This window comes from Streptomyces sp. NPDC002889, assembly GCF_042888425.1.
Lineage (GTDB): Bacteria > Actinomycetota > Actinomycetes > Streptomycetales > Streptomycetaceae > Streptomyces.
On the sequence record NZ_JBIAPT010000013.1, the window covers coordinates 47,185 to 73,579 of the forward strand.

27 protein-coding genes are annotated in these 26,395 nt (G+C 70.2%); 19 read left to right on the forward strand and 8 right to left on the reverse strand.

Translation table 11 applies throughout. The features are described from left to right. Positions 1-56: 56 nt before the first annotated feature. From ACFYWI_RS20710 to ACFYWI_RS20725, 4 genes are all read right to left on the reverse strand, one after another. Positions 57-353 (reverse strand): hypothetical protein, encoded by a 297-nt coding sequence (locus ACFYWI_RS20710; protein WP_389234281.1) that lies wholly within the window; start codon positions 351-353, stop codon positions 57-59. A 107-nt stretch (positions 354-460) separates the two neighbouring features. Then, on the reverse strand, positions 461-715 hold the full coding sequence (locus ACFYWI_RS20715; protein WP_389234284.1) for a hypothetical protein: 255 nt from the start codon (positions 713-715) through the stop codon (positions 461-463). 269 nt (positions 716-984) lie between these two features. Continuing rightward, positions 985-1,233: a chaplin gene (locus ACFYWI_RS20720; protein WP_389234287.1), complete on the reverse strand. Its 249-nt coding sequence runs from the start codon at positions 1,231-1,233 to the stop codon at positions 985-987. Between the two features lie 99 nt (positions 1,234-1,332). Next, positions 1,333-1,839 carry a DinB family protein gene (locus tag ACFYWI_RS20725; protein ID WP_389234290.1) on the reverse strand — a complete coding sequence of 169 codons (507 nt, stop codon included), beginning with the start codon at positions 1,837-1,839 and terminating at the stop codon, positions 1,333-1,335. A 110-nt stretch (positions 1,840-1,949) separates the two neighbouring features. Between ACFYWI_RS20725 and ACFYWI_RS20730 the strand changes: the two genes are divergently transcribed. Beyond that, the gene (locus ACFYWI_RS20730; protein WP_389234293.1) at positions 1,950-2,579 is read left to right on the forward strand and encodes an alpha-ketoglutarate-dependent dioxygenase AlkB; all 630 of its coding nucleotides are present in this window, start codon (positions 1,950-1,952) and stop codon (positions 2,577-2,579) included. On the opposite strand, the gene ACFYWI_RS20735 is transcribed toward ACFYWI_RS20730, so the two are convergent. Together ACFYWI_RS20735 and ACFYWI_RS20740 are read right to left on the reverse strand one after the other, a co-directional pair. Beyond that, on the reverse strand, positions 2,576-4,213 hold the full coding sequence (locus tag ACFYWI_RS20735; RefSeq protein WP_389234296.1) for an amidohydrolase family protein: 1,638 nt from the start codon (positions 4,211-4,213) through the stop codon (positions 2,576-2,578). The genes ACFYWI_RS20730 and ACFYWI_RS20735 overlap by 4 nt on opposite strands. A 10-nt stretch (positions 4,214-4,223) precedes the next feature. Beyond that, positions 4,224-5,516 (reverse strand): amino acid deaminase, encoded by a 1,293-nt coding sequence (locus ACFYWI_RS20740; protein WP_389234299.1) that lies wholly within the window; start codon positions 5,514-5,516, stop codon positions 4,224-4,226. An 89-nt stretch (positions 5,517-5,605) separates the two neighbouring features. Between ACFYWI_RS20740 and ACFYWI_RS20745 the strand changes: the two genes are divergently transcribed. The 3 genes from ACFYWI_RS20745 to ACFYWI_RS20755 are packed head-to-tail and all read left to right on the forward strand — an operon-like array spanning position 5,606 to position 7,955. After that, positions 5,606-6,796 (forward strand): sugar kinase, encoded by a 1,191-nt coding sequence (locus ACFYWI_RS20745; RefSeq protein ID WP_389234302.1) that lies wholly within the window; start codon positions 5,606-5,608, stop codon positions 6,794-6,796. Continuing rightward, complete coding sequence (locus ACFYWI_RS20750; protein ID WP_389234305.1) at positions 6,793-7,554, forward strand: IclR family transcriptional regulator; 762 nt, start codon at positions 6,793-6,795, stop codon at positions 7,552-7,554. Before ACFYWI_RS20745 ends, ACFYWI_RS20750 begins: the two co-directional genes overlap by 4 nt. After that, positions 7,551-7,955, forward strand: coding sequence for a RidA family protein (locus ACFYWI_RS20755; RefSeq protein WP_389234308.1), 405 nt, complete (start codon positions 7,551-7,553; stop codon positions 7,953-7,955). Before ACFYWI_RS20750 ends, ACFYWI_RS20755 begins: the two co-directional genes overlap by 4 nt. Positions 7,956-8,028: 73 nt before the next feature. On the opposite strand, the gene ACFYWI_RS20760 is transcribed toward ACFYWI_RS20755, so the two are convergent. Next, positions 8,029-9,369: a M14 family metallopeptidase gene (locus tag ACFYWI_RS20760; protein ID WP_389234311.1), complete on the reverse strand. Its 1,341-nt coding sequence runs from the start codon at positions 9,367-9,369 to the stop codon at positions 8,029-8,031. Between the two features lie 187 nt (positions 9,370-9,556). Here ACFYWI_RS20760 and ACFYWI_RS20765 point away from each other — a divergent pair, with 187 nt between their 5' ends. After that, positions 9,557-10,906 carry a serine/threonine-protein kinase gene (locus tag ACFYWI_RS20765; RefSeq protein ID WP_389234835.1) on the forward strand — a complete coding sequence of 450 codons (1,350 nt, stop codon included), beginning with the start codon at positions 9,557-9,559 and terminating at the stop codon, positions 10,904-10,906. 260 nt (positions 10,907-11,166) lie between these two features. On the opposite strand, the gene ACFYWI_RS20770 is transcribed toward ACFYWI_RS20765, so the two are convergent. After that, the gene (locus ACFYWI_RS20770) at positions 11,167-12,864 is read right to left on the reverse strand and encodes a chitinase (protein ID WP_389234314.1); all 1,698 of its coding nucleotides are present in this window, start codon (positions 12,862-12,864) and stop codon (positions 11,167-11,169) included. A 392-nt stretch (positions 12,865-13,256) separates the two neighbouring features. Here ACFYWI_RS20770 and ACFYWI_RS20775 point away from each other — a divergent pair, with 392 nt between their 5' ends. The 14 genes from ACFYWI_RS20775 (at position 13,257) to ACFYWI_RS20840 (ending at position 25,117) form a co-directional block, all read left to right on the forward strand. Next, complete coding sequence (locus ACFYWI_RS20775) at positions 13,257-14,135, forward strand: hypothetical protein (RefSeq protein ID WP_389234317.1); 879 nt, start codon at positions 13,257-13,259, stop codon at positions 14,133-14,135. Positions 14,136-14,204: 69 nt separating this feature from the next. Then, positions 14,205-14,918, forward strand: coding sequence for a Flp pilus assembly protein CpaB (gene cpaB / locus ACFYWI_RS20780; protein WP_389234320.1), 714 nt, complete (start codon positions 14,205-14,207; stop codon positions 14,916-14,918). Positions 14,919-14,925: 7 nt separating this feature from the next. Then, complete coding sequence (locus tag ACFYWI_RS20785; protein WP_389234324.1) at positions 14,926-16,182, forward strand: CpaE family protein; 1,257 nt, start codon at positions 14,926-14,928, stop codon at positions 16,180-16,182. Continuing rightward, a complete protein-coding gene (locus tag ACFYWI_RS20790; protein WP_389234327.1) occupies positions 16,179-16,721 on the forward strand; it encodes a pilus assembly protein in 543 nt (180 codons plus the stop codon). The genes ACFYWI_RS20785 and ACFYWI_RS20790 overlap by 4 nt, the downstream gene beginning before the upstream one ends. Positions 16,722-16,739: 18 nt before the next feature. Then, positions 16,740-17,099 carry a TadE/TadG family type IV pilus assembly protein gene (locus tag ACFYWI_RS20795; protein ID WP_389234330.1) on the forward strand — a complete coding sequence of 120 codons (360 nt, stop codon included), beginning with the start codon at positions 16,740-16,742 and terminating at the stop codon, positions 17,097-17,099. Positions 17,100-17,124: 25 nt separating this feature from the next. After that, a complete protein-coding gene (locus ACFYWI_RS20800) occupies positions 17,125-18,474 on the forward strand; it encodes a CpaF family protein (protein WP_389234334.1) in 1,350 nt (449 codons plus the stop codon). Between the two features lie 54 nt (positions 18,475-18,528). Further along, on the forward strand, positions 18,529-19,470 hold the full coding sequence (locus ACFYWI_RS20805; RefSeq protein ID WP_389234337.1) for a type II secretion system F family protein: 942 nt from the start codon (positions 18,529-18,531) through the stop codon (positions 19,468-19,470). Positions 19,471-19,558: 88 nt separating this feature from the next. Continuing rightward, the gene (locus ACFYWI_RS20810; RefSeq protein WP_389234340.1) at positions 19,559-20,446 is read left to right on the forward strand and encodes a DUF5936 domain-containing protein; all 888 of its coding nucleotides are present in this window, start codon (positions 19,559-19,561) and stop codon (positions 20,444-20,446) included. Between the two features lie 49 nt (positions 20,447-20,495). Beyond that, a complete protein-coding gene (locus tag ACFYWI_RS20815) occupies positions 20,496-22,001 on the forward strand; it encodes a sensor histidine kinase (RefSeq protein WP_389234838.1) in 1,506 nt (501 codons plus the stop codon). A 51-nt stretch (positions 22,002-22,052) separates the two neighbouring features. Next, on the forward strand, positions 22,053-22,820 hold the full coding sequence (locus tag ACFYWI_RS20820; protein ID WP_389234343.1) for a response regulator: 768 nt from the start codon (positions 22,053-22,055) through the stop codon (positions 22,818-22,820). Positions 22,821-22,969: 149 nt separating this feature from the next. Then, positions 22,970-23,230: a hypothetical protein gene (locus ACFYWI_RS20825; RefSeq protein ID WP_389234346.1), complete on the forward strand. Its 261-nt coding sequence runs from the start codon at positions 22,970-22,972 to the stop codon at positions 23,228-23,230. A gap of 8 nt (positions 23,231-23,238) precedes the next feature. After that, positions 23,239-23,877: a pilus assembly protein TadG-related protein gene (locus tag ACFYWI_RS20830; RefSeq protein ID WP_389234349.1), complete on the forward strand. Its 639-nt coding sequence runs from the start codon at positions 23,239-23,241 to the stop codon at positions 23,875-23,877. A gap of 29 nt (positions 23,878-23,906) precedes the next feature. Then, positions 23,907-24,500 carry a hypothetical protein gene (locus ACFYWI_RS20835; RefSeq protein ID WP_389234352.1) on the forward strand — a complete coding sequence of 198 codons (594 nt, stop codon included), beginning with the start codon at positions 23,907-23,909 and terminating at the stop codon, positions 24,498-24,500. After that, positions 24,500-25,117, forward strand: coding sequence for an OmpA family protein (locus ACFYWI_RS20840; protein ID WP_389234355.1), 618 nt, complete (start codon positions 24,500-24,502; stop codon positions 25,115-25,117). Before ACFYWI_RS20835 ends, ACFYWI_RS20840 begins: the two co-directional genes overlap by 1 nt. The last annotated feature ends 1,278 nt before the right edge of the window (positions 25,118-26,395 follow it).

Sequence of the window (26,395 nt, forward strand, 5' to 3'; positions counted from 1 at the left end):
GGGTGGCGCCCCGGGTTCCGGCCGGGGGCGCCACCCTGCTGTCTGCTCCGGCCGGTTCAGCTGGCGAGCGAGATGCCGCCCAGCATCGGGGTGGCCGACGCCGCCTGCTTGAGAAGCTTTTCCGGAGCCTTGCTCCTGGCGTTGTTCAGGTCGGTGGCGGTCGTGGCGGCCGAGTCGACCATGGAACCCGCGTCATGCGCATCCACTGCGGGGGACGAGGCCAGGGCCCGGTCGAGGCCGCCGGTCAGGCTCATGGGAGGCATCTGCGTCGTACCGGCCGCGAAGGCGGGCGAGGCCACCCCCATCGCCACGACGGAACCGGCGATGATGGCAGCAGCCCTCGAGTGCTTCATGGTTTCGCATCCCTTTCTCCGGCGGTGCTCTCCGCCGTCGCAAGGGGTAACGAGCCGTGACCGTACGGGAAACGATGCGCCCACGGCACGGCCGGGCGGCCCGCGGGTCAGGCCGTGTGCCGGTCGTACAGCCAGCCCCGGCGGGACGCAGGGGGCACGGTCTCGTCCACCGGGGGCGGCGGGAACAGGGTGAGCCGGGTCCATTCGCTGTCCGGCCGGCCCGGCAGCGTGCGCCCGGCGGCGGCCCACTCCCGCGCCAGCTGTTCATAGATCGGGCTGCTGCCGGGCGGCGCTGTCGCCGGGGCCGGAGCCGTACTCGTGTGGACGCGCTGCCATCGAGCAGGCGCGGAAATCCTTGCCATACGACCGCCAACGCGCGCCCGTCGGCGAAGTCACTGCCCGGATCGGGTGGTGGGGGACGGGAGGAACGGCCTTTCGAACCGGTCGCCCCCAGCGGTGAGGTCCGACCGCGCCGCTGCCGGCGCTCCCCGCGAGCCTGGTCCATGAGCCCGACCACCTGCCAGGGCGGCGACCGGCACCGGATCCGCGCCCGGCAGGCCGGACATGACGGTGGCCTCCCCCAGGTGGTGAAGGGAGGCCACAGTGTGCGGGATGGTGACGCTCAGGCGTCCTAGGCGTCCGCGCCGTTCAGGCACGGGTTGCCGAACGCCGGGTTGAGCAGGGCGATCACGTTGGCCGTGTTGCCGCAGACGTTGGCCGGCACGTGGGCCGGGACCTGCAGGACGTTGCCCGCGGCGACACCGGCCGAGCCGGAAGCGGCGCCCAGCGCGCCGGCGTCGGCTGCGGCCATGCCGGCGCCGCCGGCGATCAGGGCACCAGAACCGGCGACAACAGCGACAGCCTTCGCGATACGGGACATCAACTTCTCCTTGAAAAATGAGAGGTCAGCCGCAGGGTTTGCGGCCTTCACTCCCCGTTCAACGCGAAAAGGGAAGGCCGGTAACGGATCGGGGCAAACTCAGACCCCAACGGTCCCGTCGATGCCCTCGCGCAGGAAATCGGCATGTCCGTTGTGCCGGGCGTACTCGTGGATCATGTGGAGCATCACCAGCCGCAGCGACACGTCCTGTTCCCAGCGGCGCGCATAGGCGGTGATGTCGAGGGACTCGGCGGCGGCCTCGATCCGGCGGGAGTGCCCGACCTCCGTGCGCCAGGCTTCGAACGCCTCCGACCCGGTGGCCGTGCTCGCGTCGTAGGCCACCTGGAAGTCGCCCTCCTCGGACCACACCAGAGGGACGTCCTCGCCGTTGATCGTCCGGCGGAACCAGTTGCGCTCCACCTCGGCCATATGACGGACCAGGCCGAGCAGCGACAGTGTCGACGGCGGCATGGAGCGGCGGCGCAGCGCCTCGTCGTCCAGGCCCTCGCACTTCATGGCGAGGGTGTCCCGGTGGAAGTCGAGGAAGGCGCGCAGCATCTCGCGTTCGCTCGCGATCGGGGGCGGGCCGACTCGTTCGACGGTCACGGCGGTGTCCTTCCGGCCTGGGACGGCGTGGGGCCGGGCAGACGCTACCGCCCGCTGCTCCCGGCACGCTAAATAGTTCATGTGTTCGGTTTTGGGGGTACCCTGGATCTATGGCAGTACATCTGCAGGGTTCGCTCTTCGATCAGACGGACGAGATCCGCCTCGGTCCGCTCGACGGTGTGCGCCGGACCATCCTCGGTGACGGTGCCTGGATCGATGCGCTGCCCGGCTGGCTCGGCGGCGCGGACGCGCTGTTCGACGAGCTCGTCGGTACCGTTCCCTGGCGGGCGGAGCGGCGGCAGATGTACGAGCGGGAGGTGGCAGTGCCCCGGCTGCTCGCCTACTACCGGGAGGACGACCCGCTGCCGCACGCCGTGCTGGACCGGGCCCGCGCCGAGCTGTCGCGGCACTACGGCGACGAGCTGGGGGAGCCGTTTCGCACGGCCGGGCTGTGCTACTACCGCGACGGCCACGACAGCGTGGCCTGGCACGGGGACCGGATCGGGCGGGGGGCCCGGCAGGACACCATGGTCGCCATTCTTTCCGTGGGGGCGCCGCGCGATCTCGTGCTGCGGCCGCGCCGCGGTGGCAGGACGCTGGTGCGCAGGCCGCTCGGGCACGGCGATCTCCTCGTGATGGGCGGTTCCTGCCAGCGGACCTGGGAGCACGCCGTCCCCAAGACGGCGCGTCCCGTCGGACCGCGCATCAGCATCCAGTTCCGGCCGCGCGGAGTGCGTTAGGCGGTCGTGCGGCGTACGGAACGACCGGCCAGCACGTTCGTACGGATGCCGTCCTCGATGACGAACCTGCCGTCGATCATCACATGCGGGATGCCGACCGGCAGGGTACGCGGGGCGTCGAACGTCGAGCCCGCCGCCACCGTGTCGGGGTCGAACAGCACCAGGTCGGCGCGGTAGCCCTCGCGGACCTGGCCACGGTCGGGCAGTCGCAGCCGGGCGGCCGGGCGCGAGGTGAGATGCGCGACGGCATCCTCCAGCGAGAGGACGCCCAACTCCCGTGCGTAGCGGCCGAGATAGTGCGGGAAAGTGCCGTACGCCCGCGGATGCGGTTTGTTTCCCTGGAGGATGCCGTCGCTGCCGCCGGTGTGCACCCGGTGGCGCATGATCTGCCGGACGTTCTCCTCGTGCCCGACGTGCTGGAGGATCGTCGAGCCGAGCCGGTCCTGAAGCAGCAGCCTGCGGGCGGTGACCCACGGTGTCTCACCACGCAGGCCGGCCAACTGCCCGACCGTCCGCCCGACATGGTCCGCCAGCCGCGGATCGCCCACGCCCGAGATCTCGATCGTGTCCCACTCGATGGGCACACCGTGACAGCCGTCCGAGCCGACGTCCTCCAGGTGGTGGCGGATCCTCTCGGCGGTGGTCCCGTCGCGCAGCCGCGCCAGCACCGCGTCCGGGCCGCCCTCGCCCGCCCAGCTCGGCAGCATCGCGACCAGTGTGGTGCAGCCGGGGGTGTAGGGGTAGGTGTCGAGGCTGATGTCCGCGCCCGCGTCGAGCGCGTCGTCGAGAAGGGCCAGCAGTTCGGGCGCGCGGCCCTTGTTGACGCCGAAGTTCATCGTGGCGTGGGCGAGATGCAGCGCGCAGCCGGCCCGGCGGGTCAGGGAGACCATCTCCTCGTACGCCTCGAGCGCGCCCGCCCCGTAGGAACGGTGGTGCGGACAGTAGTAGCCGTCGTACCGCGCCACCACCCGGCACAGCTCGGTCAGCTCGGCGTCGGTCGCGTACATCCCGGGCGTGTAGGTCAGACCCGAGGACAGGCCGACCGCGCCCTGCTCCAGCCCCTCGGCGACGAGCTGCTTCATCCGCGCGAGCTCCGCGCCGGTCGCGGGGCGGTCGTCCCAGCCGACCACGTGCATCCGGACCGTGCCCTGCGGGATCAGATACGCCGCGTTGACCGCGATGCCGCGGTCGAGGCGGTCCAGGTACTCGCCGACCGTGCGCCAGTCGAATTCGACGCCCGCGTCCCCGGGCGCACCCCCGTTCCAGCCGGCGATCGCCGTGCGGACCTCGGTGAGGGTGGCGTCGTCGACCGGCGCGTACGACAGCCCGTCCTGCCCGAGCACTTCGAGCGTGACGCCCTGCGCGGCCTTCGCCGAATGGTCCGGGTCGCGCAGCAGAGCGAGATCGCTGTGGGCGTGCATGTCGATGAAGCCGGGGCAGAGCGCGAGGCCGTGCGCGTCGAGGGTGCGCCGGGTTCCGGCGAGGGAGGGGTCGCCCTCGCGGCGTATGGCTTGGATACGGCCGTCCTGGATGCCGACGTCGGCGCGGTAGGAGTGGCTGCCGGTGCCGTCGATGACGCGGGCGCCGCGGATGAGGAGGTCCATGGGGCCTTTCGGCGGGGTTCTTTTCCGCACCCCGCAGGGGTCAGAAGAACGTGCGGATGTAGTCCGTGACCGTCCCGTCCGCCTCGACCAGCGGAATCAGCTGCCACTTGTCGAAGGACGTGCACGGGTGGGACAGGCCCATGCCGAGCCAGTCACCGACCTCGAGCTCGGCCTCCGGTGTCGTACGGACCCAGCCGTGCTGGTCCGAGAGTCCGCTGACCGAGATGCCGGTCGCGGGGCGCAGTTCGCCCGTGCGCCCGTCGCGGACCACCTGGGCCTCGGGCAGATCGAGGTCGTACGCCGCGTCCCGCTTGCCCGCGTTCACGAACGCCTGCTCGGGGGTGGGCCGCGAGATGACCTGCGCCCACAGCCGGAACGCGGGCTCGAGCGCGCCCTCGCCGGGGACGCGGGTGAAGGGGGTGAGGTGGCGGTAGTGGCCGTCGTCGTGCGAGACGTACGCACCGGAGCGCAGCAGTTTCAGAACGGGGCGGGACAGCTCGGGGGTCTCGGAGAACACGTCGGCGACCGCGTCGAACCAGGCGCTGCCGCCCGCGCTGACCACGATCTCCTCGACCGCCGTGAAGCGGCCGGCCTTGTCGAAGTCTGTGGCCAGCGCGGTCAGTCGGTGCAGCCAGGCGCGTACCCGGTCGCCGTCCGCCTGCGGCACCTCTCCCTCGTACCCGGCGACGCCGACCAGCCGGAGGGTGGTCGTGGCGGCGACCGCGTCGGCGACGGCCGCGCACTCGGCCTCGGTACGGACTCCGGTACGGGCGCCCTCGCCGGCGCCCAGTTCCACGACGACGTCCACGAGGCGGGAGGAGCCCTGGAGGGCGTCGTCCATCAACTCGACGCCGCGGACGGAATCGACGTAGCAGATGAAGCGGAAGCCGGGGTCGGTGTCCAGTTCGCGGGCGAGCCAGCGCAGGGCGGCGGCGTCCACGACCTCGTTGGCGAGGAAGATCCGCTGGATGCCGTACGCGCGGTACACGCGGGCCTGGTGCGGGACCGCAGCGGTGATGCCCCAAGCGCCGTGCTCCAGTTGGCGCGCGAAGAGCTGGGGCGCCATGGAGGTCTTGCCGTGCGGGGCGAAGGCGAGGCCGTGGCGCTCGGAATACGTCTGAAGGAGAGCCAGATTGTGCTCGAGGGACTCGGCGGACAGGGCGAGGACGGGGGTGGTGAAGCCGTCGGTGAAGAGGTTGCGGCGGGCGGCCGCGAGTTCGCCGACGGTGAGTCCCGCGGCGTCGGGCGGAAGTGCCTTGAAGCGGTGGTCGACGCGTTCGCCCGCCAACTGCGCGAGTCGCTCGACGGCGGGGGCGGCGTGGTCGGCTGGCATATGGCCTCCTGGGGAAGGCGTTGCGTTGTCTGCAACGCCCATTGCGTATATCGCTCATCGCTGTCTAACATCCGAGCCACGCCGGGTCAATGGTGCCCGGTGAGCCCCGCCGGCGAGGAGCAGATGCGATCGTGACCGCAACCGTGCACGGACCCGTCGACGTCGTCTGTCTCGGCGAGTCCATGGTCACGTTCCTGCCCACGCGGGAGGGACGCCTCGCCGAAGTGACGTCGTTCGCGCGCGGCATCGGCGGAGCCGAGTCCAACGTCGCGTGCGCGTTGTCCGCGGTGGGGCACCGGGCGCGGTGGATCGGCCGGGTCGGCGCGGACGGTTTCGGCGAACACCTGGTGGCGTCGATCGCGGCGTACGGGGTGGACACCTCGGCCGTGCAGCGCGATCCGGACCGCCCCACCGGCATCTACTTCCGCACGGCGACCGACCGCGCGACGGACACGCACGAGGTGCTGTACTACCGGGCCGGGTCGGCGGCATCCGCCATGTCCGCGGCCACCGTCCCGGGGGACGCCGTGTGGTCGGGGCGAGTGCTGCATGTCTCGGGCATCACGGCCGCCCTGTCGCCGCAGTGCCTCGCCCTGATGCGCGACCTGACCGCGCGTCGTCCCGGCCGGCCGTTGGTGTCGTTCGACGTGAACCACCGGCCCGGCCTGTGGCGCGATGCCCCGGGTGCCCGCGTCCTGCTGGAGCTGGCGCGCGGGGCGGACATCGTGTTCGTGGGGGAGGACGAGGCCGAGGAGACATGGGGAGTACGGGGGGCCCGGTCCATCCGGGCCGCGCTGCCCGAACCCGAGGTGGTGGTGGTCAAGCGCGGCGCGCGCGGAGCGACGGCGTTCGCCCGTCGCTCGGAGCCTTTCCCCAGCCCTCCGCCCGGCGGCACCGGTGGACCCCCTGACGCAGTCACGCACATGCCCGCCCCCACCGTGGACGTCGTCGCCCCTGTCGGCGCCGGCGACGCCTTCGCCGCCGGGTTCCTGTCCGCCACCCTGCGCGGGCTGAGTGTGCGTCACCGGTTGCGGCACGGGCATCTCATGGCCGCCGCCGTCCTCACCGTCGCCGACGATCTCGCCGCACCTCCCACTCTCCCCCGGCTATCGCCGGGAGGTGCCCCCACCGACCACCACCCCTCGGCGAGCCGTCGCGCGGCGCCCCTGACACGCGCACACGCCGACCGGCTCGCCGGCCTGGACGACGGCGCCTGGGGGACACTGCACCTCGGCCCCGGCTGGACAGCAGCCGCGGATGAGGAGGTACGTACCGCATGAGCCAGACCGTCGATCGCGCGCTGAGCATTCTGCCGCTGCTCGCGCAGGGGCCTGCCGACCTCGGACAGGTCGCGGAACGCCTCGGTGTGCACAAGTCCACCGCGCTGCGGCTGCTGCGGACGCTCCATGAGCACGGCCTCGTCTACCGTCAGCAGGACCAGCGCTACCGCCTGGGGGCCCGTCTCTTCGCCCTCGCCCAGGAGGCCGTCGAGAACCTCGACGTACGGGAGATCGCCCACCCCCATCTCGTGGCGCTCAACGAGCAGATCGGGCACACCGTCCATCTCGCCGTGTACGAGGAGAGCGAAGTCCTGTACATCGACAAGGTCGAGAGCCGCTACCCGGTACGGATGTACTCCCGGATCGGCAAGCCCGTCGCGATCACCGTCGCGGCCGTCGCCAAGCTGCTGCTCGCCGACCTCCCCGAGCCCGAGCGGCGGAACCTCGCCGAGAAGCTCGACTACCCCATGTACACATCCCGTTCCATCCCGAACGCCGCCGCGTTCCTCAAGGAGCTCGCCGTCGTACGCGAACAGGGGTGGGCCACCGACCTCGGCGGCCACGAGGAGTCCATCAACTGCATCGGTGCCCCCGTCCGGGGCGCGGACGGGCGGGTCGTCGCCGCCATGTCGGTCTCGGCGCCCAATGTCGTCGTCACCGCCGAGGAACTCCTCGCCCTCCTCCCGCTGGTGCGCCGCACGGCCGACGCCATCAGCCGTGATTACTCAGGCAGCACACCTCCGAAGGAAGATCCATGACCGAGAAGATCGCGATCACGCCCGCCACCCACACCGCACCGCCCGCAAGGTTCTCCCACGGAGTGCGCAAGGGCAACATCCTCCAGGTCGCCGGACAGGTCGGCTTCCTCCCGGCCGTCGAGGGCCGGGCGCCGACCCCGGCCGGTCCCACGCTGCGCGAGCAGACCTTGCAGACGCTCGCCAACGTCGAGGCGATCCTCGGGGAGGGCGGGGCGGGCTGGGACGACGTGATGATGATCCGTGTCTATCTCACCGACGTGGACCACTTCGCCGAGATGAACGAGATCTACAACGACTACTTCAAGGACCTGACGGTGGCGCCCGCCGCCCGTACGACGGTCTACGTCGGCCTGCCTGCCGGCCTTCTCATCGAGATCGACGCCCTGGCCGTCCTCGGCTGACACCGCCCGATCGCCTGCGCGGAAGGGGCGCCCGGCAGTGGCCGGGCGCCCCTTCATGTGCGGGTGAGGCGCATCAGGCGCAGTACTGGGCCTCCTTGCCGATGGACCGGTACATGCAATCCGAGTTCTCCAGCAGCTGGAGCACCGCGTCCCGGTTGCGGCTGGTCTCGCGCTCGATCACCTCGTCGGGCGGGTAGAAGCCGCCACCGCCGAAGCTGGACGGGAACATCTCGAACGTGTAGGCGAAGATCTTCTGGTTGCCCCACAGCCAGTCGTCGATCGACCCGTCGGTGATGTAGAGATCACTCGACTGCTCGGGTGTGTAGCCGTTGCTCGCGGCCATCTTCTGGCCGACGGTGGCGAAGGCGTCCCGGTCGTCCTGGGTCAGGCCCGGGGCGGTGTTGGCCGTCGTGTAGCCGAACGGCCACAGGACCAGCTCGCTGTAGGTGTGGAAGTCGATGCCGGTCTTGATCTGCTGCTTGCCGCCGACGACCCGGCCGCGGACGAAGTCTGCGATCACCTTCACCTCGGGCGCGGACTCCGGGGTGCGGCCACGATAGGTCTCGGAGCTCGTGGAGCCCGAAGAGCCGCCACAGCAGCCCCACTTGTAGTTCCAGTTGCGGTTCATGTCCGTGCCGACGTACGACGATCCCGTGTTGGGCTGCCGGTTCTTGCGCCAGCTGCGGTACGAGCCGGTGGCGATGTCGTACTCGCCGCCGTCGGGGTTGAGGTCGGGGACGATCCAGATCTCGCGGCCGTTCACGGCATTGGTGATCCGTGAATCGGTGCCGTAGTCCTCGCCGAGCTCGCGCAGCAGATACAGCGCCATCTCGACGGTGAGGTGCTCGCGTGCGTGCTGGTGGTGGGTGAAGAGCACCTCGGGCTCGTTCTCGTCCGTGGCCACGTTGTCGCTGACCTTGATGGCGACGATGTCGCGGCCCTGGTACGACTTGCCGATCACCCGCTTGCTCATGATGCTCGGGTACTGGGCGATCCGCTGGTTGATCTCCGCGGTCATCTCCGCGTAGTTGTGATACCGGGAGTCGGCCGACGGGAAGTCGAACGGCGTGACCTCGCCCGTCGCTCTGCGGGCCGCGGGGGCGGGCAGTGCCCTGAGGGTGTGGCCGAGCGCGCGCAGCCGTTTGGCCTGCGCCGCGTTGGCGCTGACGACGACGGTGTGGTCGTCGACCTCGTCGATCGACACGCCGGTCGCGGCGATGGCGGTGCGCGCGGCGACGTCGGCCGGGCCGTGGATCTGATACTGCGTCACTTGCTCGTCGTCGGACGTGGCGGCGGCCGGGGCCGTCGGGTCGGGGGTCGAGGCATTGGCCGTGAGGGGCGCGGCCACGGCGAGCGCCAGCAAGGCCGCAAGGGTGGCGGCCTTCCGTCCGCTCGCGCGGATGCGAAGTCGCATGCTGTCTCCTGGGTCGGGAGTTGTGGGGGTTGGCTCAGTTTGCGACATGCGTGGTGCAGGTTGTTGGCGGACATCGTCGAGCCATGGCATGTTCTGGTCAAGAGGGCCCTTCGGCCAGCCGGTCATACTGTCGTCCGTGGAACGCATCGGCACGTACGTGGTGGAGCGCAAGCTCGGCGAAGGCGGCATGGGCACGGTCCATCTCGCCCGTTCGCGAGGCGGCCGCGCGGTCGCCGTGAAGGTGGCCCGCCCCGAACTCGCCGCCGATCCCGCCTTCCGTGAGCGCTTCCGGGCCGAGGTCGCCGCAGCTCGCAAGGTCGGCGGATTCCACACCGCGCCGGTCGTCGACGCCGACCCGGACGCCGATCCGCCGTGGCTGGCCACCGCGTACGTCCCCGGGCCGACGCTCTCCGCGCTGCTCACCGCGCAGGGCCCGATGGACGGGAGTCGGCTGCGCCGACTGGGGGCGGCACTGGCCGAGGCGCTGCTGGCCGTACATGCGTGCGGACTGGTCCACCGGGATCTCAAGCCGGGCAACATCATCATGGCCGAGGACGGCCCCCGGGTCCTCGACTTCGGTATCGCACGGGCGGTCGAGTCCACGCGCCTGACGGCGACGGGCACGGCGTTCGGGACCCCGGGCTATCTCGCGCCGGAGCAGGCGCTGGGCGAGGAAGTGACCGGCGCCGCCGATGTGTTCGCGCTCGGCGCGGTGCTGGTGGCGGCGGCGGGCGGCAGGGCTTTCGGTGACGGTACGCCGATGGGGTTGATGTACCGGTCGGTGCACGAGGCGGCGGATGTGTCGGCGGTCCCGGCGGGGGTGCGGGAGGTCGTGGCGGCGTGCCTGTCGAAGTCTCCGGCCGACCGGCCGACCCCGGACGAGCTGCTGGACGTGTTCGCACCGGCGGCGCCGACCGCGGTGCCGGAGCCTGCGCGGAGTGCGACCGTCGTGTCCGAGCCGGTGGACGGGGTGCCTCCGGACGGGCCGCAGGAGCAAGGACATGAGCAGGCAGCGGCACAGGCACCGGCACAGGGACCGGAGCAGGGGCCGAAGCGCGGACCGGAACCGGCCGACCGGGTGCCGACGGCTCTCGTACCACCGGGGCCGGGCGGTCCGGCCGACCGGGTGCCGGTCGCGTATGCGCCGACCGTGACCGCGGCGCCCGCACCGCCGGCATACGCGCCCGCCGTCCCCCCGCCCCACGCGCCCCGCCCTTCCACGGGACAACCTGCCGCTGAAGGACCCTCGTTCGTCCTCGCGGACCGTTCGGCATCCGTCGTCGCCGACACCTCCGGGATCGAGCTCACCCTCGACGGCGTGCAGGCCGACTTCCTGTGGAACGAAATCGGCCAGGTGGAGTACGACGCCAGCAAGCGCGGCACCCGCTTCACGCTCACCGTCACGCTCTACGACGGCAAGGCCTACACCTGCACCGTCGCCGTCCGCCGATCCACCGGACTCGATCAGCTGACCGCCCAGCTGGACCTCGTACTCTCCCGTTTCCTCACCGGGACGGAGGACGACCGGCGCGGCTGACCCTCTTGCGCGTGTCCCGCCCACCCGCTTCGGTGGCCCAGTGACTCACGTCACATCCTGGGGCGAGTGGAGGCCGGCTGAGCAATGTGATGCCGGCGACGGCGGGGCTGCTGTTCGTGGTGCTGTGCGTGCAGCAGGTCCGCGAGCTGCCCTGGTGACGCGCACGGCCCGCGGGCCCGTACCGCCGGGGGAGCGGCGGTACGGGCCCGGTGGGGGGGGCCGGGCCGGGCCCGTTGCGGGCACGGTCGTGGCGCCGATGGTTACGGCAGGCCGTGGACGTGCGGTCCGACCGCGTTGGACCAGGCGTTGCCCGCCGTCGCGTCCCAGTTCGTGGACCAGGTCATGGCGCCCCGGATACCCGGGTAGGTCTTCGAGGGCTTGAAGGAACCGCAGTTCGTGCCGCGGGCCAGGCAGTCCAGCGCGTTCTTCACGATGGACGGGTCGACATAGCCGCTGCCCGCGCCGCGGGTGGAGGCCGGGACGCCGATGCCGACCTGCGAGGCGTCCAGGCCGCCCTCCAGCTGGATGCAGGCGAGTGCGGTCAGGAAGTCGACCGAGCCCTGCGAGTAGACCTTCTGGTCGCAGCCCAGCATCGAACCGCTGTTGTAGTACTGCATGTTGACGACCGTGAGGATGTCCTTCACGGCGAGCGCCGTCTTGAAGTACTCGGTGCCCGTCGACTGCATGTCGATGGTCTGCGGTGCCATCGTCAGGACCATGCCGGAGCCGGCCTTGGCGGACAGTTGGCGCAGAGCCTTGGAGAGGTAGGTCGAGTTGATGCCGTGCTCGAGGTCGATGTCGACGCCGCTGAAGCCGTATTCCTGCATCAGGGCGTAGGCGCTGTCGGCAAAGGCGGTCGCGGAGGCATCACTGTTGATGGTGACGTTGCCCTTCTCGCCCCCGACCGAGATGATCACGGACTTGCCGGCGGACTTCTTGGCGGCGATGTCTGCCTTGAAGTCGGCGACCGACGTGTAGCCGACCGCGGGGTCGAGGTTGAAGACGATCTGGCCGGGCGTGGCCGTCGAGTCGGCGAACGACACGGCGATGATGTCGTACTGCGACTGGACGTCCCGCAGTTTCTGCACGGTGGCGCCGTTGTTGAAGTTCTGCCAGTAGCCGGTCAGCGCGTGCTTGGGCACGGACGGGTTCGGGGTGGGGCCGGTGGCGCTGGTCCTGCCGGTGATCGTGGCGGACCTGGCGGACTCGCCGGCCGTGTTGGTCGCGGTGACCTGGAATCCGTACGAGGTGTTCGCCGCGAGCCCGGTCACGGTGGCGGAGGTGCCGCTCACCGACTGGACCTTGGTGCCGTCGCGGTAGACGTTGTAGCCGGTGGCGCCGGTCACGGCGTTCCAGCCGAGACCGACGGACGACGAGGTCACGGACCCGACGGCGAATCCGGCGGGTGTGGCGGGAACGACCGGGTCGGGGTCCTGGCCGCCGCCCCCGTCCGGGCCGAAGACGGACACGTCGTCGACGAAGTACGGGCTCTGCCCGTACCAGCCGTGCGTGTAAACGGTCACGGACGTGGTGCTCGCACCTGTGCGGAAACTGGTGGTCAGCTGCTTCCAGGCGGAGCTGTCCGGCGTCCAGGTGGACACATCGGTGGTGCCGGTGCCGGTGGCGCCGAGGTAGGCGTACCCGCCCTGCACCCAGGCGCTGAGCGTGTACGTCGAGTTGGGCCGGACCGCCACGGTCTGGGTGCACTTGGCGTTGTCCTGGCCGGCCGGCGTGGCCTTGAGCGCGCCGGCCCCGCCGTGCACCGGCGAGGAGACGGTGGCGCCGCTCGTGGCGGTACAGCTCCAGTTGGCGAGCCCCGACTCGAAGCCCGCGTTCTTCGCGACATTGACGTCGGCCGCCTGCGCGGTTCCTGCGGTGCCCATGAGTGTCAGGCCGGTGCCGACGGCTAGCGCCAGCGCACCGCCGAGCCATCTCCGTGAACGTGTGGTGCGGTCCACTTGCAGCCTCCGGTGGGGGAGTTGGGGATGTGGAGGGGTGTGGGGAAGGAAATGCGACACGGGTGGCCACCGCTTGGCGTAAAACTGGTCCAGACCAATCGAGTTGTCAAGACCTCTGGCAGTGATCGGTATACGGACCCGCCCGCCGTCGCAGGTCGGCCCGACCGCCGGGCGGATCGGACGGCTCCGAATTCACCGCCGTGTAACGGGAGTCGACTCACGACCGCTTCACCCCATATTTCCTGTGCGGAGCGTGTGCGGGGTGCGGCACAGGGTTCTGAAAGGTGTTCTCTGCCTGCGGACTCGTGGTTAGAGTGCTGAAGCAGAAGCACGGAGCAGGAGTAACTGCGGCCGCCGGAACCCCGGTGTCCGGAGCTGAACGGGGAGTCAGCGTGCCGACCGCAATAGCTGTCACCAGCGCCGACCTGGTGCTACCGCCGACGGACCACCAGACGCCCACCGCCGCCCTGCTCCAGTCGCCCGACTCCCAGCCGCTGGATGCCGCGCTCGCGGAGATGACGGTGCTGCTGGAACAGCACGGCTATGTCATCGCTCTCTATCCCGCCTCCATCCCCGCGGCCCATGAACGACGTCTGCACACGGTCCGCGCCGTCCTGGAGAGCGACCGGATCGCCCTGCTCAAGCTCGACCTGCCGCCGCTCGGTGTCGCCGTACTCGTACGCCAGATGCGGCAGCTGTCGGTCTGCGACTTCAGCGCCGGGGTCGTGGCCTCCGCCGCCCGGCTGCTCGCCCACTACGTCTATGCGGGGGCCCTGCTGGGCTCGGTCGCCCGGCTCGACCGGGTCCCTGTGACCCTGAAGGCCCATGCCAAGTCATGGGTGCCTGGCTCCCAGTTCGGCGTACTGGCCTCCCCGCAGCCCCAGTTGATCAGGATCGGCAGCGGAGACCTTGCGGGGCCCGCCTTCGCCACCCAGCTGGCGGTCGCCCGGGGCCAGCTGCAGTCGGAGTGGGTGACCGGCACGCTCGCGCGGGCCTGGCAGGTGCAGAACGTGCAGGAATTCCAGCTGCCCGCGGACTCGGCCCGGTGGTGGGGCACGGCCAGAATGATCGAGTTCGCCGCCTTCCTTCCGGACATCTCCGTTCTCCATCAACTGGTTTCGTCCGTACGGCGAGAGGTGTGCTCCTGGTGCGGCATCCAACTGATCGGTGACCGCTGCGGGTTCTGCTCGGCCCCGCTCCCGGCCGTCGACACACAGGTTCACGCGGCCCGTGCCCTGACTCCGGGGGCATCTGCGCGCCACGGACGGTGAGCCGCCGCCCGGGCCCTGTCCGCTCCGCTCCTTCGCCAGTCCACGTCTCCGAACGAGGTTGTCCCGCCCATGAATGCACGGCAGCGCCGCGGCGTACTGCTCCTTCTGCTCTCGGTACTCTGCGCCTTCGGCGCGTTCGCCGGCGTGCTCTCGGTGATCAGCGACGTGAACGCGAAGGTCGGGCCGGAAGTCACCGCCTACCGCGTCAAGGCGGACATAGCACCCTACACTCCCCTGACCGCTGAGCAGTTCGAGAAGGTCAGCATGCCCGAGCGCTGGCTGTCACCGAGCGCGGTGACCGACCTCGGCGCGATCAACGGGAAGACGGCCGTCACCCAGCTGCGCAGAGGCTCACTGCTCCAGAGCGACATGATCGTCAAGGAGCCGCGGCTGGAGAGCGGCCAGCAGGAGATCGCGATCATGATCGATGCGGCGACCGGTGTGGCCGGCAAGATCAGGCCCGGCAAGCTGGTCAACATCTTCGCCACCTTCGCCGCACGCGACAAGGGCGAAGTGGACCAGTCCCGTCTCATCGTCGCCAACGCCGAGGTCATCGACGTCGGCGAGCTCACCCCCCTCGAACCGCGGAACGGCGAGCGTGCCAACGGCCCCACCGAGGCCGTCCCGATCACCTTCGCCCTCGACACCGCGGACGCACAGCGCGTCGCCTACGCCGAGTCCTTCGCCGAGCATGTGCGCCTCGCCCTGCTGCCCGACGGCAGCCCCACCGAGCTGCGGCCCGGTGACGGCAGCTACGACCTCTCCGAAGACAGGAACAAGTGAGGGCCGGATGACGACACGTATCCTCCCCGCCGTCGGGGACCCCGACGCCGCCCGATCCGTCACCACCCTCCTCAGCCAGCTGCCGGACGCCGAACCGGCTCCACCCGTGGGCGACTCGACCTCGCTGCTCGACATGCTGGCCAGGCTGGCCGCCGAGTCGCTCGACGAACTGCCCGAGGTCGTACTGGTCCACGAGCGGATCGGACCGGTGCCCGCACTCGAGCTGATCCGCGAAGTGGCCCTGCGCTTCCCCGCCGTCGGGGTCATCCTCGTCACCTCCGACGCCGGACCCGGCCTGTACTCGGCGGCCATGGACTCGGGTGCCCGCGGACTGATCGGGCTGCCGATGTCGTACGAAGTGCTGGTACAGCGGGTCCAGTCGGCAGCCGGCTGGTCCGTGGGGGTGCGCCGCCATCTGGGGCAGGGCGCCGAGGTCCTCACCGGACCCGGCGGCACCGTCGTCACCGTCAGCGGCGCGAAGGGCGGCGTGGGCACCACGGTCACGGCGATCCAGCTCGCGCTCGCGGCCCGGGCGTCGGGTCACACGGTCGCGCTCATGGACCTGGACCTGCAGAGCGGCGACGTCGCCTCCTACCTGGATGTGCAGTTCCGGCGGTCCATCGCCGACCTGTCCGCCATCCAGGACATCTCGCCGCGGGTCATGCAGGACGCGCTGTTCAGCCATGAGACGGGGCTGGGACTGCTCCTCGCGCCGGGCGAGGGCGAACGGGCCGAGGACGTCGACGACCGCCTCGTACGCCAGATCATCAGCGCCATGCGCCACCGCTACGAGATCGTCCTGGTCGACTGCGGTACGCACATGACCACCGCCAACGCCGCCGCCATCGAAATGGCCGACACCACACTGCTGGTCACCACCCCGGACGTGGTGACCGTACGGGCCACCAAGCGCATGGTGCGGCTGTGGGACCGGCTGCAGATCCGCAAGGCGGAGGAGACGGTGACCGTCGTCAACCGCCATACGCGCGGCACGGAGATCCAGCCCTCCCTCGTCGAGAAGATCACCGCCACCAGGGTCGCGCGGGTGGCCGTACCGGCGAACTTCAAGGAACTCCAGGCGGTCGTCGATGCAGGAAGGCTGCAGGACCTGGAGGCCAAGTCCTCGGTGAAGCAGGCTCTGTGGGGGCTGGCGGGAGAGCTGGGGCTGGTCAAGCACACCCAGGGCGCCCAGAAGCAGAGCCGGCCGCGCGGCGACCGCGGATCGTTCGGCGGCGGGGGCCGCCGGCAGGGGCGCGGGAAATGAACACGGCGCGGAGGGCGGCGAGGGCGCGCGACCTGGACACGGCGAGCAGGGCCGTCGAGGCGCGCGAGGTGGACAAACCGCCCGGGACTGCCGGGGCGCGCGTGCCCGCCGCTGTGCGGGTGCCGGCCCTGGCCCATCAGGTACGGCCGGCCGTACCGGCGCGGCCACAAGCGGTGCGCCCGCGTGACGACCGCGGCCAGTCCGTCATCGAGTTCACCGGCATGGTCCCGATCATCCTGGTGACCCTGGCCGTGCTGTGGCAGTCCGCCCTCGTCGGCTACACCTTCGTACTCGCCGGGAACGCCGCGGACAAGGCGGTGCGCGCGGGAACGGTGGCCGAAGGCGACCGTGTCGCGGCCTGCGAAGCGGCGGGGCGGCAGGACGTTCCGGGCTCCTGGACGAGCGTCATCACCTGCCGGCCGGACGGCGATCTGCTCACGGCGGAGGCCAGGCTGGACGTGCCGCTGCTGTTCCCCGGCGGTTTCAACCTCCCCATCCGGGTTCCCGGTCAGGCCGCCGCCGCGCTGGAGAGGGACTGAACCATGCGGAAGGAGGCGATGCGACGCGACCGGGGCCAGGCCGTGATCGAGTACGGCGGCTGGCTGTTCCTGCTGCTCTTCGTGTCCATGGTCGCGGTACAGGTGGGCCTGGCCGTGTACGCGGCACAACAGGCCGGCACCGCTGCGCGGGCAGCGGCCCGGGTCGCCTCCCAGGACCAGGCGCAGACCGACCCCGCGGCCGCCGGCCGGGCGTCGATCAGCTCCTGGCTCAGCGCCCGGATCGCACCGGCGGCAAGCGGTGACGAAGTCACCGTCAGGGTCACGGTCGACATCCCGAGCGTCGTCCCCGGCATCGACTTCGGATCGGCCACCAAGAGCGCCACCATGCCCCGCGACCCCGGCCGCGACGGCGACTGAGCAGCCAGTACGAGGGAGTTGAACCATGAGCCTGCAGGCGCGCATCAGACGCATCGACGGCCCCGAGCCCACGGGCGGGCACAGCGAGGAGAGCCGGCTCGTCGGCGCCTACCGCACCAAACTCCTCGAGGAGATCGACCTCGCCGAGATGTCCGTCCTCTCCGCGGCCGACCGCAGGGCCCGCCTCGAGCGGGTCCTCGGACACATCATCAGTCGCGAGGGCCCCGTCCTGTCCACCGTGGAGCGCACCCAGCTCATCCGCCGGGTCGTCGACGAGGCACTGGGGCTCGGCATCCTCGAACCGCTCCTCGAAGACGCCTCCATCAGCGAAATCATGGTCAACGGACCGGATCAGGTCTTCGTCGAGCGCAGCGGCCGCCTCGAACAGCTCCCGATGCGTTTCTCCTCCGAGGAACAGCTGATGCAGACCATCGAGCGCATCGTCTCCACCGTCAACCGCCGCGTCGACGAGGCGAACCCGATGGTCGACGCCCGCCTCCCCAGCGGAGAGCGTGTCAACGTCATCATCCCGCCGCTGTCACTGACCGGACCGATCCTCACCATCCGGCGTTTCCCCCGGGCCTTCACCCTCCAGGAGATGATCGGCCTCGGCTCGCTCGACGAGCACATTCTGATGCTGCTCGCGGGCCTGGTGCGCGCCAAGTTCAACGTGATCGTCTCCGGGGCCACCGGCACCGGGAAGACCACCCTGCTCAATGCGCTGTCCGGGCTCATCCCTGACGGCGAACGCATCGTCACCATCGAGGACTCCGCCGAACTCCAGCTCCAGCAGTCGCATGTGATCACCCTGGAGAGCCGGCCGGCCAACGTCGAGGGCAAGGGCCGGATCACCATCCGCGACCTGGTACGCAACTCCCTGCGTATGCGTCCCGACCGCATCATCGTCGGTGAGGTCCGAGGCGGCGAGACACTCGACATGCTCCAGGCGATGTCGACCGGCCACGACGGCTCGCTCGCCACCGTCCACGCCAACAGCGCCGAGGACGCGCTGATGCGGCTGCAGACCCTGAGTTCCATGTCGGAGGTCGAGCTGCCCTTCGTGGCCATCCACGACCAGATCAACAGCGCGGTCGACATCGTCGTCCAGCTCACCCGGCACGCCGACGGCGCCCGCAAGATCACCGAGATCGCGGTGGTCGACTCGTACGGCCGCGAGGACTACCGCTTCGTCACCGTCTGCCGCTTCGAGGCCATGCCGATGACCGCGGACGGCCGCGTCCACGGCCGGTTCGCCTACTTCCCGCTGCCGCGCCGGGTCGCCGACCGGCTGTACATGGCAGGCGAGGCGATCCCGTCCGCCTTCGGCGTCGCCCTGTCGGAGGAGCAGCTTGCCTCGCGCACCTCGACCGCCTGACCACAGGCCGCTCGCCGGCCCGTTCCCGTCCGCCGACCCAGAAGGCCGCACCCCATGGTCAACCTCCCGCTCCTGACACTCGGCGTCACCCTGATCGGCTGTGTGCTCGCCGTACTCGGCGCGGTCACCTACGCCGCGGGCCGGGCACAGCGGCAGGCCCTGGTGGAACGCATGTCCCGGACCGGGCCGCTCGCCATCGAGAGCGGGCGCCGCCGCCGCTTCAGCGGCGTCGACCGGCGACTGCGCAGGACCCGCCTCGGCAAGCGGATCGAGCGGAGCCTCTCGGCGACCGGCCTCGAGACGACCCCGGGCGAGTACGTCGTCTACGTCATCGCCGCCCTGGTGGTGCTTTACGTCGTCATGGCCTCCGTCTTCGCACCCTTCTTCGGCCTGATCGCCGCCGTCATCGGGCTCTGGGGTGCGGGCGGGTTTCTCGACTGGCAGCGTATGAAGCGCACCGAGGCCTTCATCAACCAGCTGCCCGAGCTCACCCGCGTACTCGCCAACGCGACCCAGGCCGGGCTCGCCCTGCGGACCGCCATCGGAATGGCCGTGGAGGAACTGGACGACCCGGCCCGTGAGGAACTGCGCCGGGTGGCCGACCAGCTGGCCCTCGGCCGCTCCCTCGACGAAGCACTGGACGACCTCGTCGGACGGCTCCCGTCGCGTGAACTGACCGTGCTGGTGTCCACGCTCATCCTGTCCAACCGGGCCGGCGGCACCATCGTCTCGTCGCTGCGCAACCTCACCGAGACCCTGGAGGAGCGCAAGGAGACCCGGCGCGAGGTCACCACGCTGCTCTCCCAGGTCAAGGTGACGGCGGTGGCCGTCCCGGTGCTCGGCATGGGCTTCCTGCTGCTCATCAACGGGATGCGGGACGGTGCGCTCGACGACATGACCAGCGCGCTCGGTGGCCGTATCGCCGTGGTGATCGCCGCCGGACTGTACGCACTCGGCTTCGTCCTGATCAACAGACTCACCCGCGTCCGTATCTGACCCGCGTCCGTATCCGCCCCGCGCCTGATCGACCGTATCCGAATCCCGTATCCGAACGCCCCGTATCCGAAGGGAGGGAACACACACGATGGGACTTCTGCTCGCCGCCGTGCTCGGGCTCGCCGTCTACGGAGCCTTCCACGGCATCCGGATGTACCGCGCCGACGCCAAACTCCCCGGCGACCTCGCTGTGGCCCTCGAGGTCGGCAGCAGCCGCACCACCGTCACCGGCTCGGCCATCGACCGCCTCGGCATGCGCTACGCGCCGCAGGTGCTCAGGCTCATGGGCCCCAAACGCGTGGACGCGATACGCCGCAAGCTGGACAAGGCCGGCAACCCCGGCGGTCTCACCGTCGACCGCTACGCGGCCCGCCGCGCCGTCTACGGCGTACTCGGCACCCTCGTCGCCCTGGGCATGCTGATGAACGGGCACCTCGTCTTCGCCGCGCTCTTCCTCCTGTACGGCCTGTTCTGGACGGACGTGCTGCTGCGAGCCGCCGTCAGCAGGCGCAAGGACGACATCGAGCGCACCCTGCCCGACTTCCTCGACGTCCTGGCCGTCGTCGTCTCCGCAGGTCTCGGGTTCCGCCAGGCGCTGGAACGGGTGGCCGAGAAGTACGAAGGGCCGTGGGCGGACGAACTGCGCATCACCCTGCGGCAGATGGACATGGGCATGGGTCGGCGTGAGGCCTTCGAGCAGCTGCGCAGGCGCAACGAGTCCGACCAGGTGTCCATGTTCGTCTCGGCACTGCAGCAGGGCGAGGAACTCGGCGCCCCGATCGTCGACACCCTCATCCAGATCGCCAACGACATGCGCAGGACCGACGCGCAGAACGCCCGCCGCAAGGCGGCCAAGGCGGTTCCCAAGGCCACGCTCATCGTCACCAGCTTCATGCTGCCCGGCACGATGATCCTCATCGTCGCCGGGTTCTACTACGCCTCCAACGTCAACTTCAACGACATCTTCGGAGGATGAGCCCGTGCCGTCGCTGTCGCCCGTGTCCTCCCCGCCTTCTCCGCCGTCGATGTCCGTCACGTCGCTGCCGTCGCTGCCGATCCAGGTCAACGCGCTCCAGGCCCTGTGCCGTCAGCTGTTCGGCTTCCGCCTCGCCATGATCGCGCTCGCCACCCCGTTCGCGATCTCGGGCGTCTCACCGGGCCCCGCGGGCTGGCTGGTCGGCGCGGCCGTGCTCGTCATGGTGATGGCGTCCTACGTGCTGCTGCGCGACTGGGAGCGCTTCGGACCCGTACTGCTCAGACACCCCTCGCTGCTCGCCGTCGACATGCTGTTCGGGGCGCTGCTGCTGTTCTCCGCATCACCCGGCTCCACGCTCACCTACGTCACCCTGTGCACGCCGCTGCTCGCCGGCCTGGTGTACGGATGGCGGGGCGCCACGATCTTCGCCCCTCTGCAGTCGCTGCTGCTCGCCGCCGCCTATGCCGTCGACCGGGAGATCGAGGCGGACGCCTCAGCACTGCTCATGGTGGGCCTGTGCGTGCTGGCCGGCGGAGCCGGCAGCGCACTGCGCAGCCTGCTGCTCGGCTTCGGTGCCGCATCCCAGGCCCTGACCGAGACCCGCGCGCGCCTGGCCGTGGGCGAGGCGGTGGAGGAGGAACGGGCCCGGCTCGCCCGCGAGATGCACGACTCGGTGGCCAAGACCCTGTACGGGCTGGCGCTTGCCGCCGACGGTCTGGCGAGCACGGCGGACCGCATGGACCCGCTGGCCGTCAAGCACCAGGCGGAACTGGTGGCCCGCTCCGCACGGCGCGCCGCGACCGAATCCCGGGAGCTGCTCTCCGACCTTCGCCGGGAGTCCGGCCTGGACGGCGGAGTGGACCTCCTGGCCGAACTGTCCGCCCGAGTCGACGACTTCGCACAACGGCACCGGGTACGAGCCGAATTCCGCCGAATCGGCGATTCCTCCGTACCGTCCGCACCGGCCGCGGTCGCCCGCCATGTGCTGACCATCGCGACCGAGGCGATGGACAACGCCCACCGCCACGCCCGCCCGGGCCGCCTGGACGTGTCGGCGGGTGTGGTCGGCGACGTCCTGCGGATCAGCGTGTACGACGACGGGCAGGGCCTTCCCGCGGGGACGACGCTCGACGGCCTGCGGCGGGCGGGCCACTTCGGTGTGGTGGGCATGGTCGAGCGGGCGGCGTCGATAGGGGCCCGCATCCGGATCGGCAGGGGGAGGGCGGCGAAGGGTACCGAAGTGCTGCTGGAACTTCCGGTCGTGGTGCTGGACATGGGACGCGGGGTCCCTGGACAGCCGGTGCCGTTGCCGTTCCCGTCCATGTCGCCGTTCCCCTCCCTGTCCCCGTTGCCCGTGGCGTCGGTGGCGTCGGTGGCGTCGGTGGCGTCGGTGGCGTCGGTGGCGTCCGTGGCGTCCGTGGCGTCCATATCGTCCGGCTCCCCTGTTCCGTTCGTGCCGCCAGGGTCACCTCCACGCCCGGCTCCGCACTCCGTGCCGTCCGTGCCGTCCGTGCAGGTTCCGCGGGCCGAGCACCGCGTCCCGATGTTCACCTGACGTACACCACCCCCGCCGAAACTTCCGGCACTTCGAGAGGAGGCTGCAGCCATGCCGGGTCCCGTGTTACCCGTCCCACGCCTGAGAGTTGTCGTCGTCGACGACAATCCGGTCGTCCGCGCAGGGCTCACCGCCCTGCTCCAGGGCCGCGACGACATCGACGTCGTCGCGGAGGCGCTCGACGGCCGCCAGGCCTACGACGCCGCGGTCCGTCACCGCCCGGACGTCGTCCTGCTGGACGTCCGGATGCCGGGCGTCGACGGTATGGCAGCCCTGCCGCACCTGGTACGGCTGGCGCCGGTGCTGATGATGACGTACAGCCGCGAACGCGAGACCGTCCAGGAGGCGCTGCGCCTGGGTGCGGGCGGCTATCTCGTGCACGGCGAGTTCACGGTCGACCAACTGATCACCGCTGTCCGGGACATGAAATACGGCAGGGTCCACTTCACGCACTCCGCCTCCACCGCGCTGGCGGCCGGGCCGACCGGGCCACGGCTGACGCCGGGGCCGGAGGGGCGGGAATTCGCCGAACTGTCTTCGCTTGTGCAAGCGGGTGTGGCACATTCGTCCAGTAGCCCCTCGGTAGCCGGGGGACTGCACCGAGTGATCAGCGAGCTGAGTCGGCGGGAGGTCGAGGTGATGGAGCTGATTGCGTCCGGCATGACCAACCAGCAGATCGCCGCGTCCTGTTTCATCAGCCAGAAGACAGTCAAGAACCACATCAACCGCATCTTCGCCAAGCTGCACGCGAGCAGCCGCGGCGAGGCGATCGCCATCTGGAACACGGTGGCACGGATGAGGACGGGCCGTCATGCGTAGGCGCATGAGGGCCCGCACCGCGGACAGGTACGGGAGTTGGGCCCAAGGGCCCATGACGAGGGGTACGTCATGGACGTACGGTGCCGATGGCGCCGGCGGGTCCGGCCAGGAACAAGCCGGAATCGCCTACGAACCCGGAGGGGAACGCCATGACGGATATCGGCCTCAAGGCCGTGACCATGGTCAAGGCCCAGGCGTCGGCCTGGAGGGACTCGGTCCTCGACGGCGTCAGGAGCCGCCGGGACAGGGGGCAGGGCTCCATCGAATACGTGGGAATCACGATTCTGGTGGTGGCCATCGTTGTGCTGCTCCTGCAGACGAAGATGGGCAACGACATCGCGAACAAGTTCACGGAGAAGATCAATTCCGTCCTGAACGGCGGTGGTGGTGGTGGGGGCGGCGGCCCCTGATCCACACCATGCAGAAGGACAAGGGGCAGGCCACACCGCTGTATATGACAGCGGTCGTCGGTCTGCTCTTTCTTGCGCTCGTGTACCTCGCCTTCGGGCAAGCCGACATCACCCGCAACGGCACCCAGACCGCAGCCGATGCTGCAGCATTGGCGGCCGCGCAGGGCTCCAGGGACCAACTGGACGTGGCGGACTTCCTCGACGACCTCGAAGGCCTGGTCGTCGGCGATGTGCCCTACCCGCCCAACAGTTGCGGGCAGGCGGAACGCTTCGCTGCTCTCAACGATGCGACGGCGCAATGCCGGGAACTGGCCGACGGCCGTTGGGGCTTCACCGTCCTGTCCACCTCCCGCAAGTCGATGGGGAACAGCATCATCGACGGCACGGGGAGTCAGCACGCGCAGGCCAGGGCCACAGCCGTGGTCGAACCGCGTTGCAGTTTCGACCCTGCGCCCGACGAGACCGCTGCGCCGCCCGAGACCGGGGAACCGCCCGAGGACGGGGAGGAAAACGAGGAAGGCGAGGACGAGGAGCCGTCACCCGGCACCATCGTCTGCGACCGTCAGAAGTGGGACATCGATCCCGATCGCCTGGATCTTCTACCCGCCATGGCTGACCTCTTCACCGTGCGACTGGCCGAGGACTGACCTCCCATGAACGCAAAGGAACGGAATCAATGAGCATGCGGCACATGAGGACCATGCGCCGGGCCAGGGCAGCAGCCGTGCTGTCGGCTGCCCTGATCTTCTCCTTGTCCGCCTGTGGCGGGGGTGACGGAGGGACGAAGGGCAACGGTGCCGCGACTTCGTCAGCCAAGAAGGACGGCGACGACAAGGGCACCGCTGCAGGCCCCGCGGCCAGTACCCCGAGTGAGCCGATCGCCGTTGTCAAGGGCGATGCGGGCCTGGAACTTTCCGTGTTCTCGGCGCGGCGGGACGAGGGCGGCTTCCTCACGGTGGAAGGACAGATCAAGAACACCGGATCCGAGGGATTCACCGTTCCCGTCCAGTGGAATGGCCTCGAACAGTCCGTCGCTTCCACCGGCCGCTCATTCGCGGGAATGACACTCGTGGATTCCAAGGGCAAGAAGCGGTACTACGTGCTGCGCGACACCGACAACCGGCCGCTCACCACCTACGCCTACGGGAGCTTCATCCAGGCCGGCGGGACGCTGTCCTACTTCGCCCAGTTCCCCGCTCCTCCGGTCAGCACCACCACGGTCGCCCTCCAGTTCCCAGGCTTCCCCAGCGCTTCGATCGAGCTGTCCTGATGAGCGCCACGATCACCCCCCGTCTGCGCGCCGCCGCGACCGTCGTCGCCGGGGCCCTCTCGTTCTCCCTGGTCGGGGCCAGTGACGCGCTCGGTGACGACGGCCCGTACCCCGCGCCCGTCGCCGCGGCCCCCCTGAAGGTCGATGCCGGCGACTCCGACCTCAAGCTGCCGGAGGGGGCCACCCTCGCCGAGCCGAAGGTCATCGACATCAAGTCGGTCGTCGAGGACATCTCCGGGGAGGAGCGTCGCGAGGAGACCAACTCTGACATCAAGTTCGCGCTCCAGGCCGAGGTCCTGTTCGGCAAGAACAGCGCGAAGCTCTCCAGCGCCGCCCAGTCGCGCATCTCGGCGATCGCCACGGAAATCAAGGCGCAGGACGCCAAGAAGGTACGTGTCTTCGGGTTCACGGACGACCTGGGGTCCACCGAGAGCGGTGACGCACTGTCCAAGAAGCGTGCGGATGCGGTGCACAGTCTGCTGTCGCAGCAGTTGAGCGCCGAGGGGGTCTCGTACGAGATCCGCGGCTACGGCGAGGACTACCCGATCGCGAGCAACACCACGGAGGAAGGCCGCAAGAAGAACCGGCGGGTCGAGGTGTCCTTCCCGAGGAGCTGACGCGTGCCAGTGAGATTCGGCAGGTCGGGGCGAGGCGCTCAGCGCTCCGGGGTGGGCCGGGTCCGGTGTGCGACGCGGGGCCGGTCCCGGGTGGGCCGGGTCCGTGGGTGTGACGCGGGGCCGGTCTCGGGTTTGGCCGGGTTGGCGTGGTGAACGTGGGGCCGCCCTCCTGGTCTTGATGGTGGCGGCTTCGGGTCGGGTGTCAAGGGCGCTCGGTCGTTCCTCCCTCGCGTCGCCGTTGGCGATTTCGCTGCGCTTCACCCTTGACTCCCGCCCCTCCACCGCCGGGAAATGCTCTTGGGAGGGCGGCCGGGGGGAGGGTCGGCGCGTGGGGCCCGTGCGGTGCCGTTCGTTTCGGGCGGCTGCGGGCCGTGGGTGGGTGCGCGGCAGTTGAATGGGGCGGTGACGGCTGCGCTTAGCGGCTGTCGACCGTCTGTGGGTTGGGGTTCAGGACCGCTGGTCACTGTGTGGGGTGAGGAGAGGGTCGGCCGGGCTAGGCGGTGGGCGGCTGCGGATGGTAGGGGCGCGGGCACTCCCGGGAGCGCACCCAATGCCCGACATCTCCCTCAATGTCCCATGTATGGATCAGGTCGTGTACGCGGATTCCGGTGAGACCGGAATCCGCGTACAAGAACTCAGGAAGGGGGTCGCTATGCCCCTTTTGCCCCACTGGATTGCCGGGCGACGCCCCCACGCACCCACTTCCCCCACCACCGAACAGTGACCGGCGGGCCTGAACCCCAACTCCCCGGCCAGCGTCACCCACCGAGCCGGCCCGGGCCACCCCACTCAACCCCCGTGCACCACCCACCGCACAGTGACCAGCGGTCCTGAACCCAGCCCGGAACATGCCTGCGGTCGCTGAGCTCGCCCGTCACCGCCCCATTCAACTGCCGCGCCCCACCCACGGCCCGCAGCCGCCCGAAACGAACGGCACCGGACGGACCCCCTGCGCCGACCCTTCCCCCGGCCGCCCTCCCAAGAGCATTTCCCGGCGGTGGAGGGGCGGGAGTCAAGGGTGAAGCGAAGCGAAATCGCCAACGGCGACGCGAGGGAGGAACGACCGAGCGCCCTTGACGCCCGACCCGAAGCCGCCACCATCAAGACCAGGAGGGCGGCCCCACGTTCACCACGCCAACCCGGCCACTCTCGGGACTGGTCCCACACCGCACCCACGGACCTGGCCACTCTCGGGACTGGTCCCACACCGCACCCACGGACCTGGCCACTCTCGGGACTGGTCCCACACCGCACCCACGGACCTGGCCACTCTCGGGA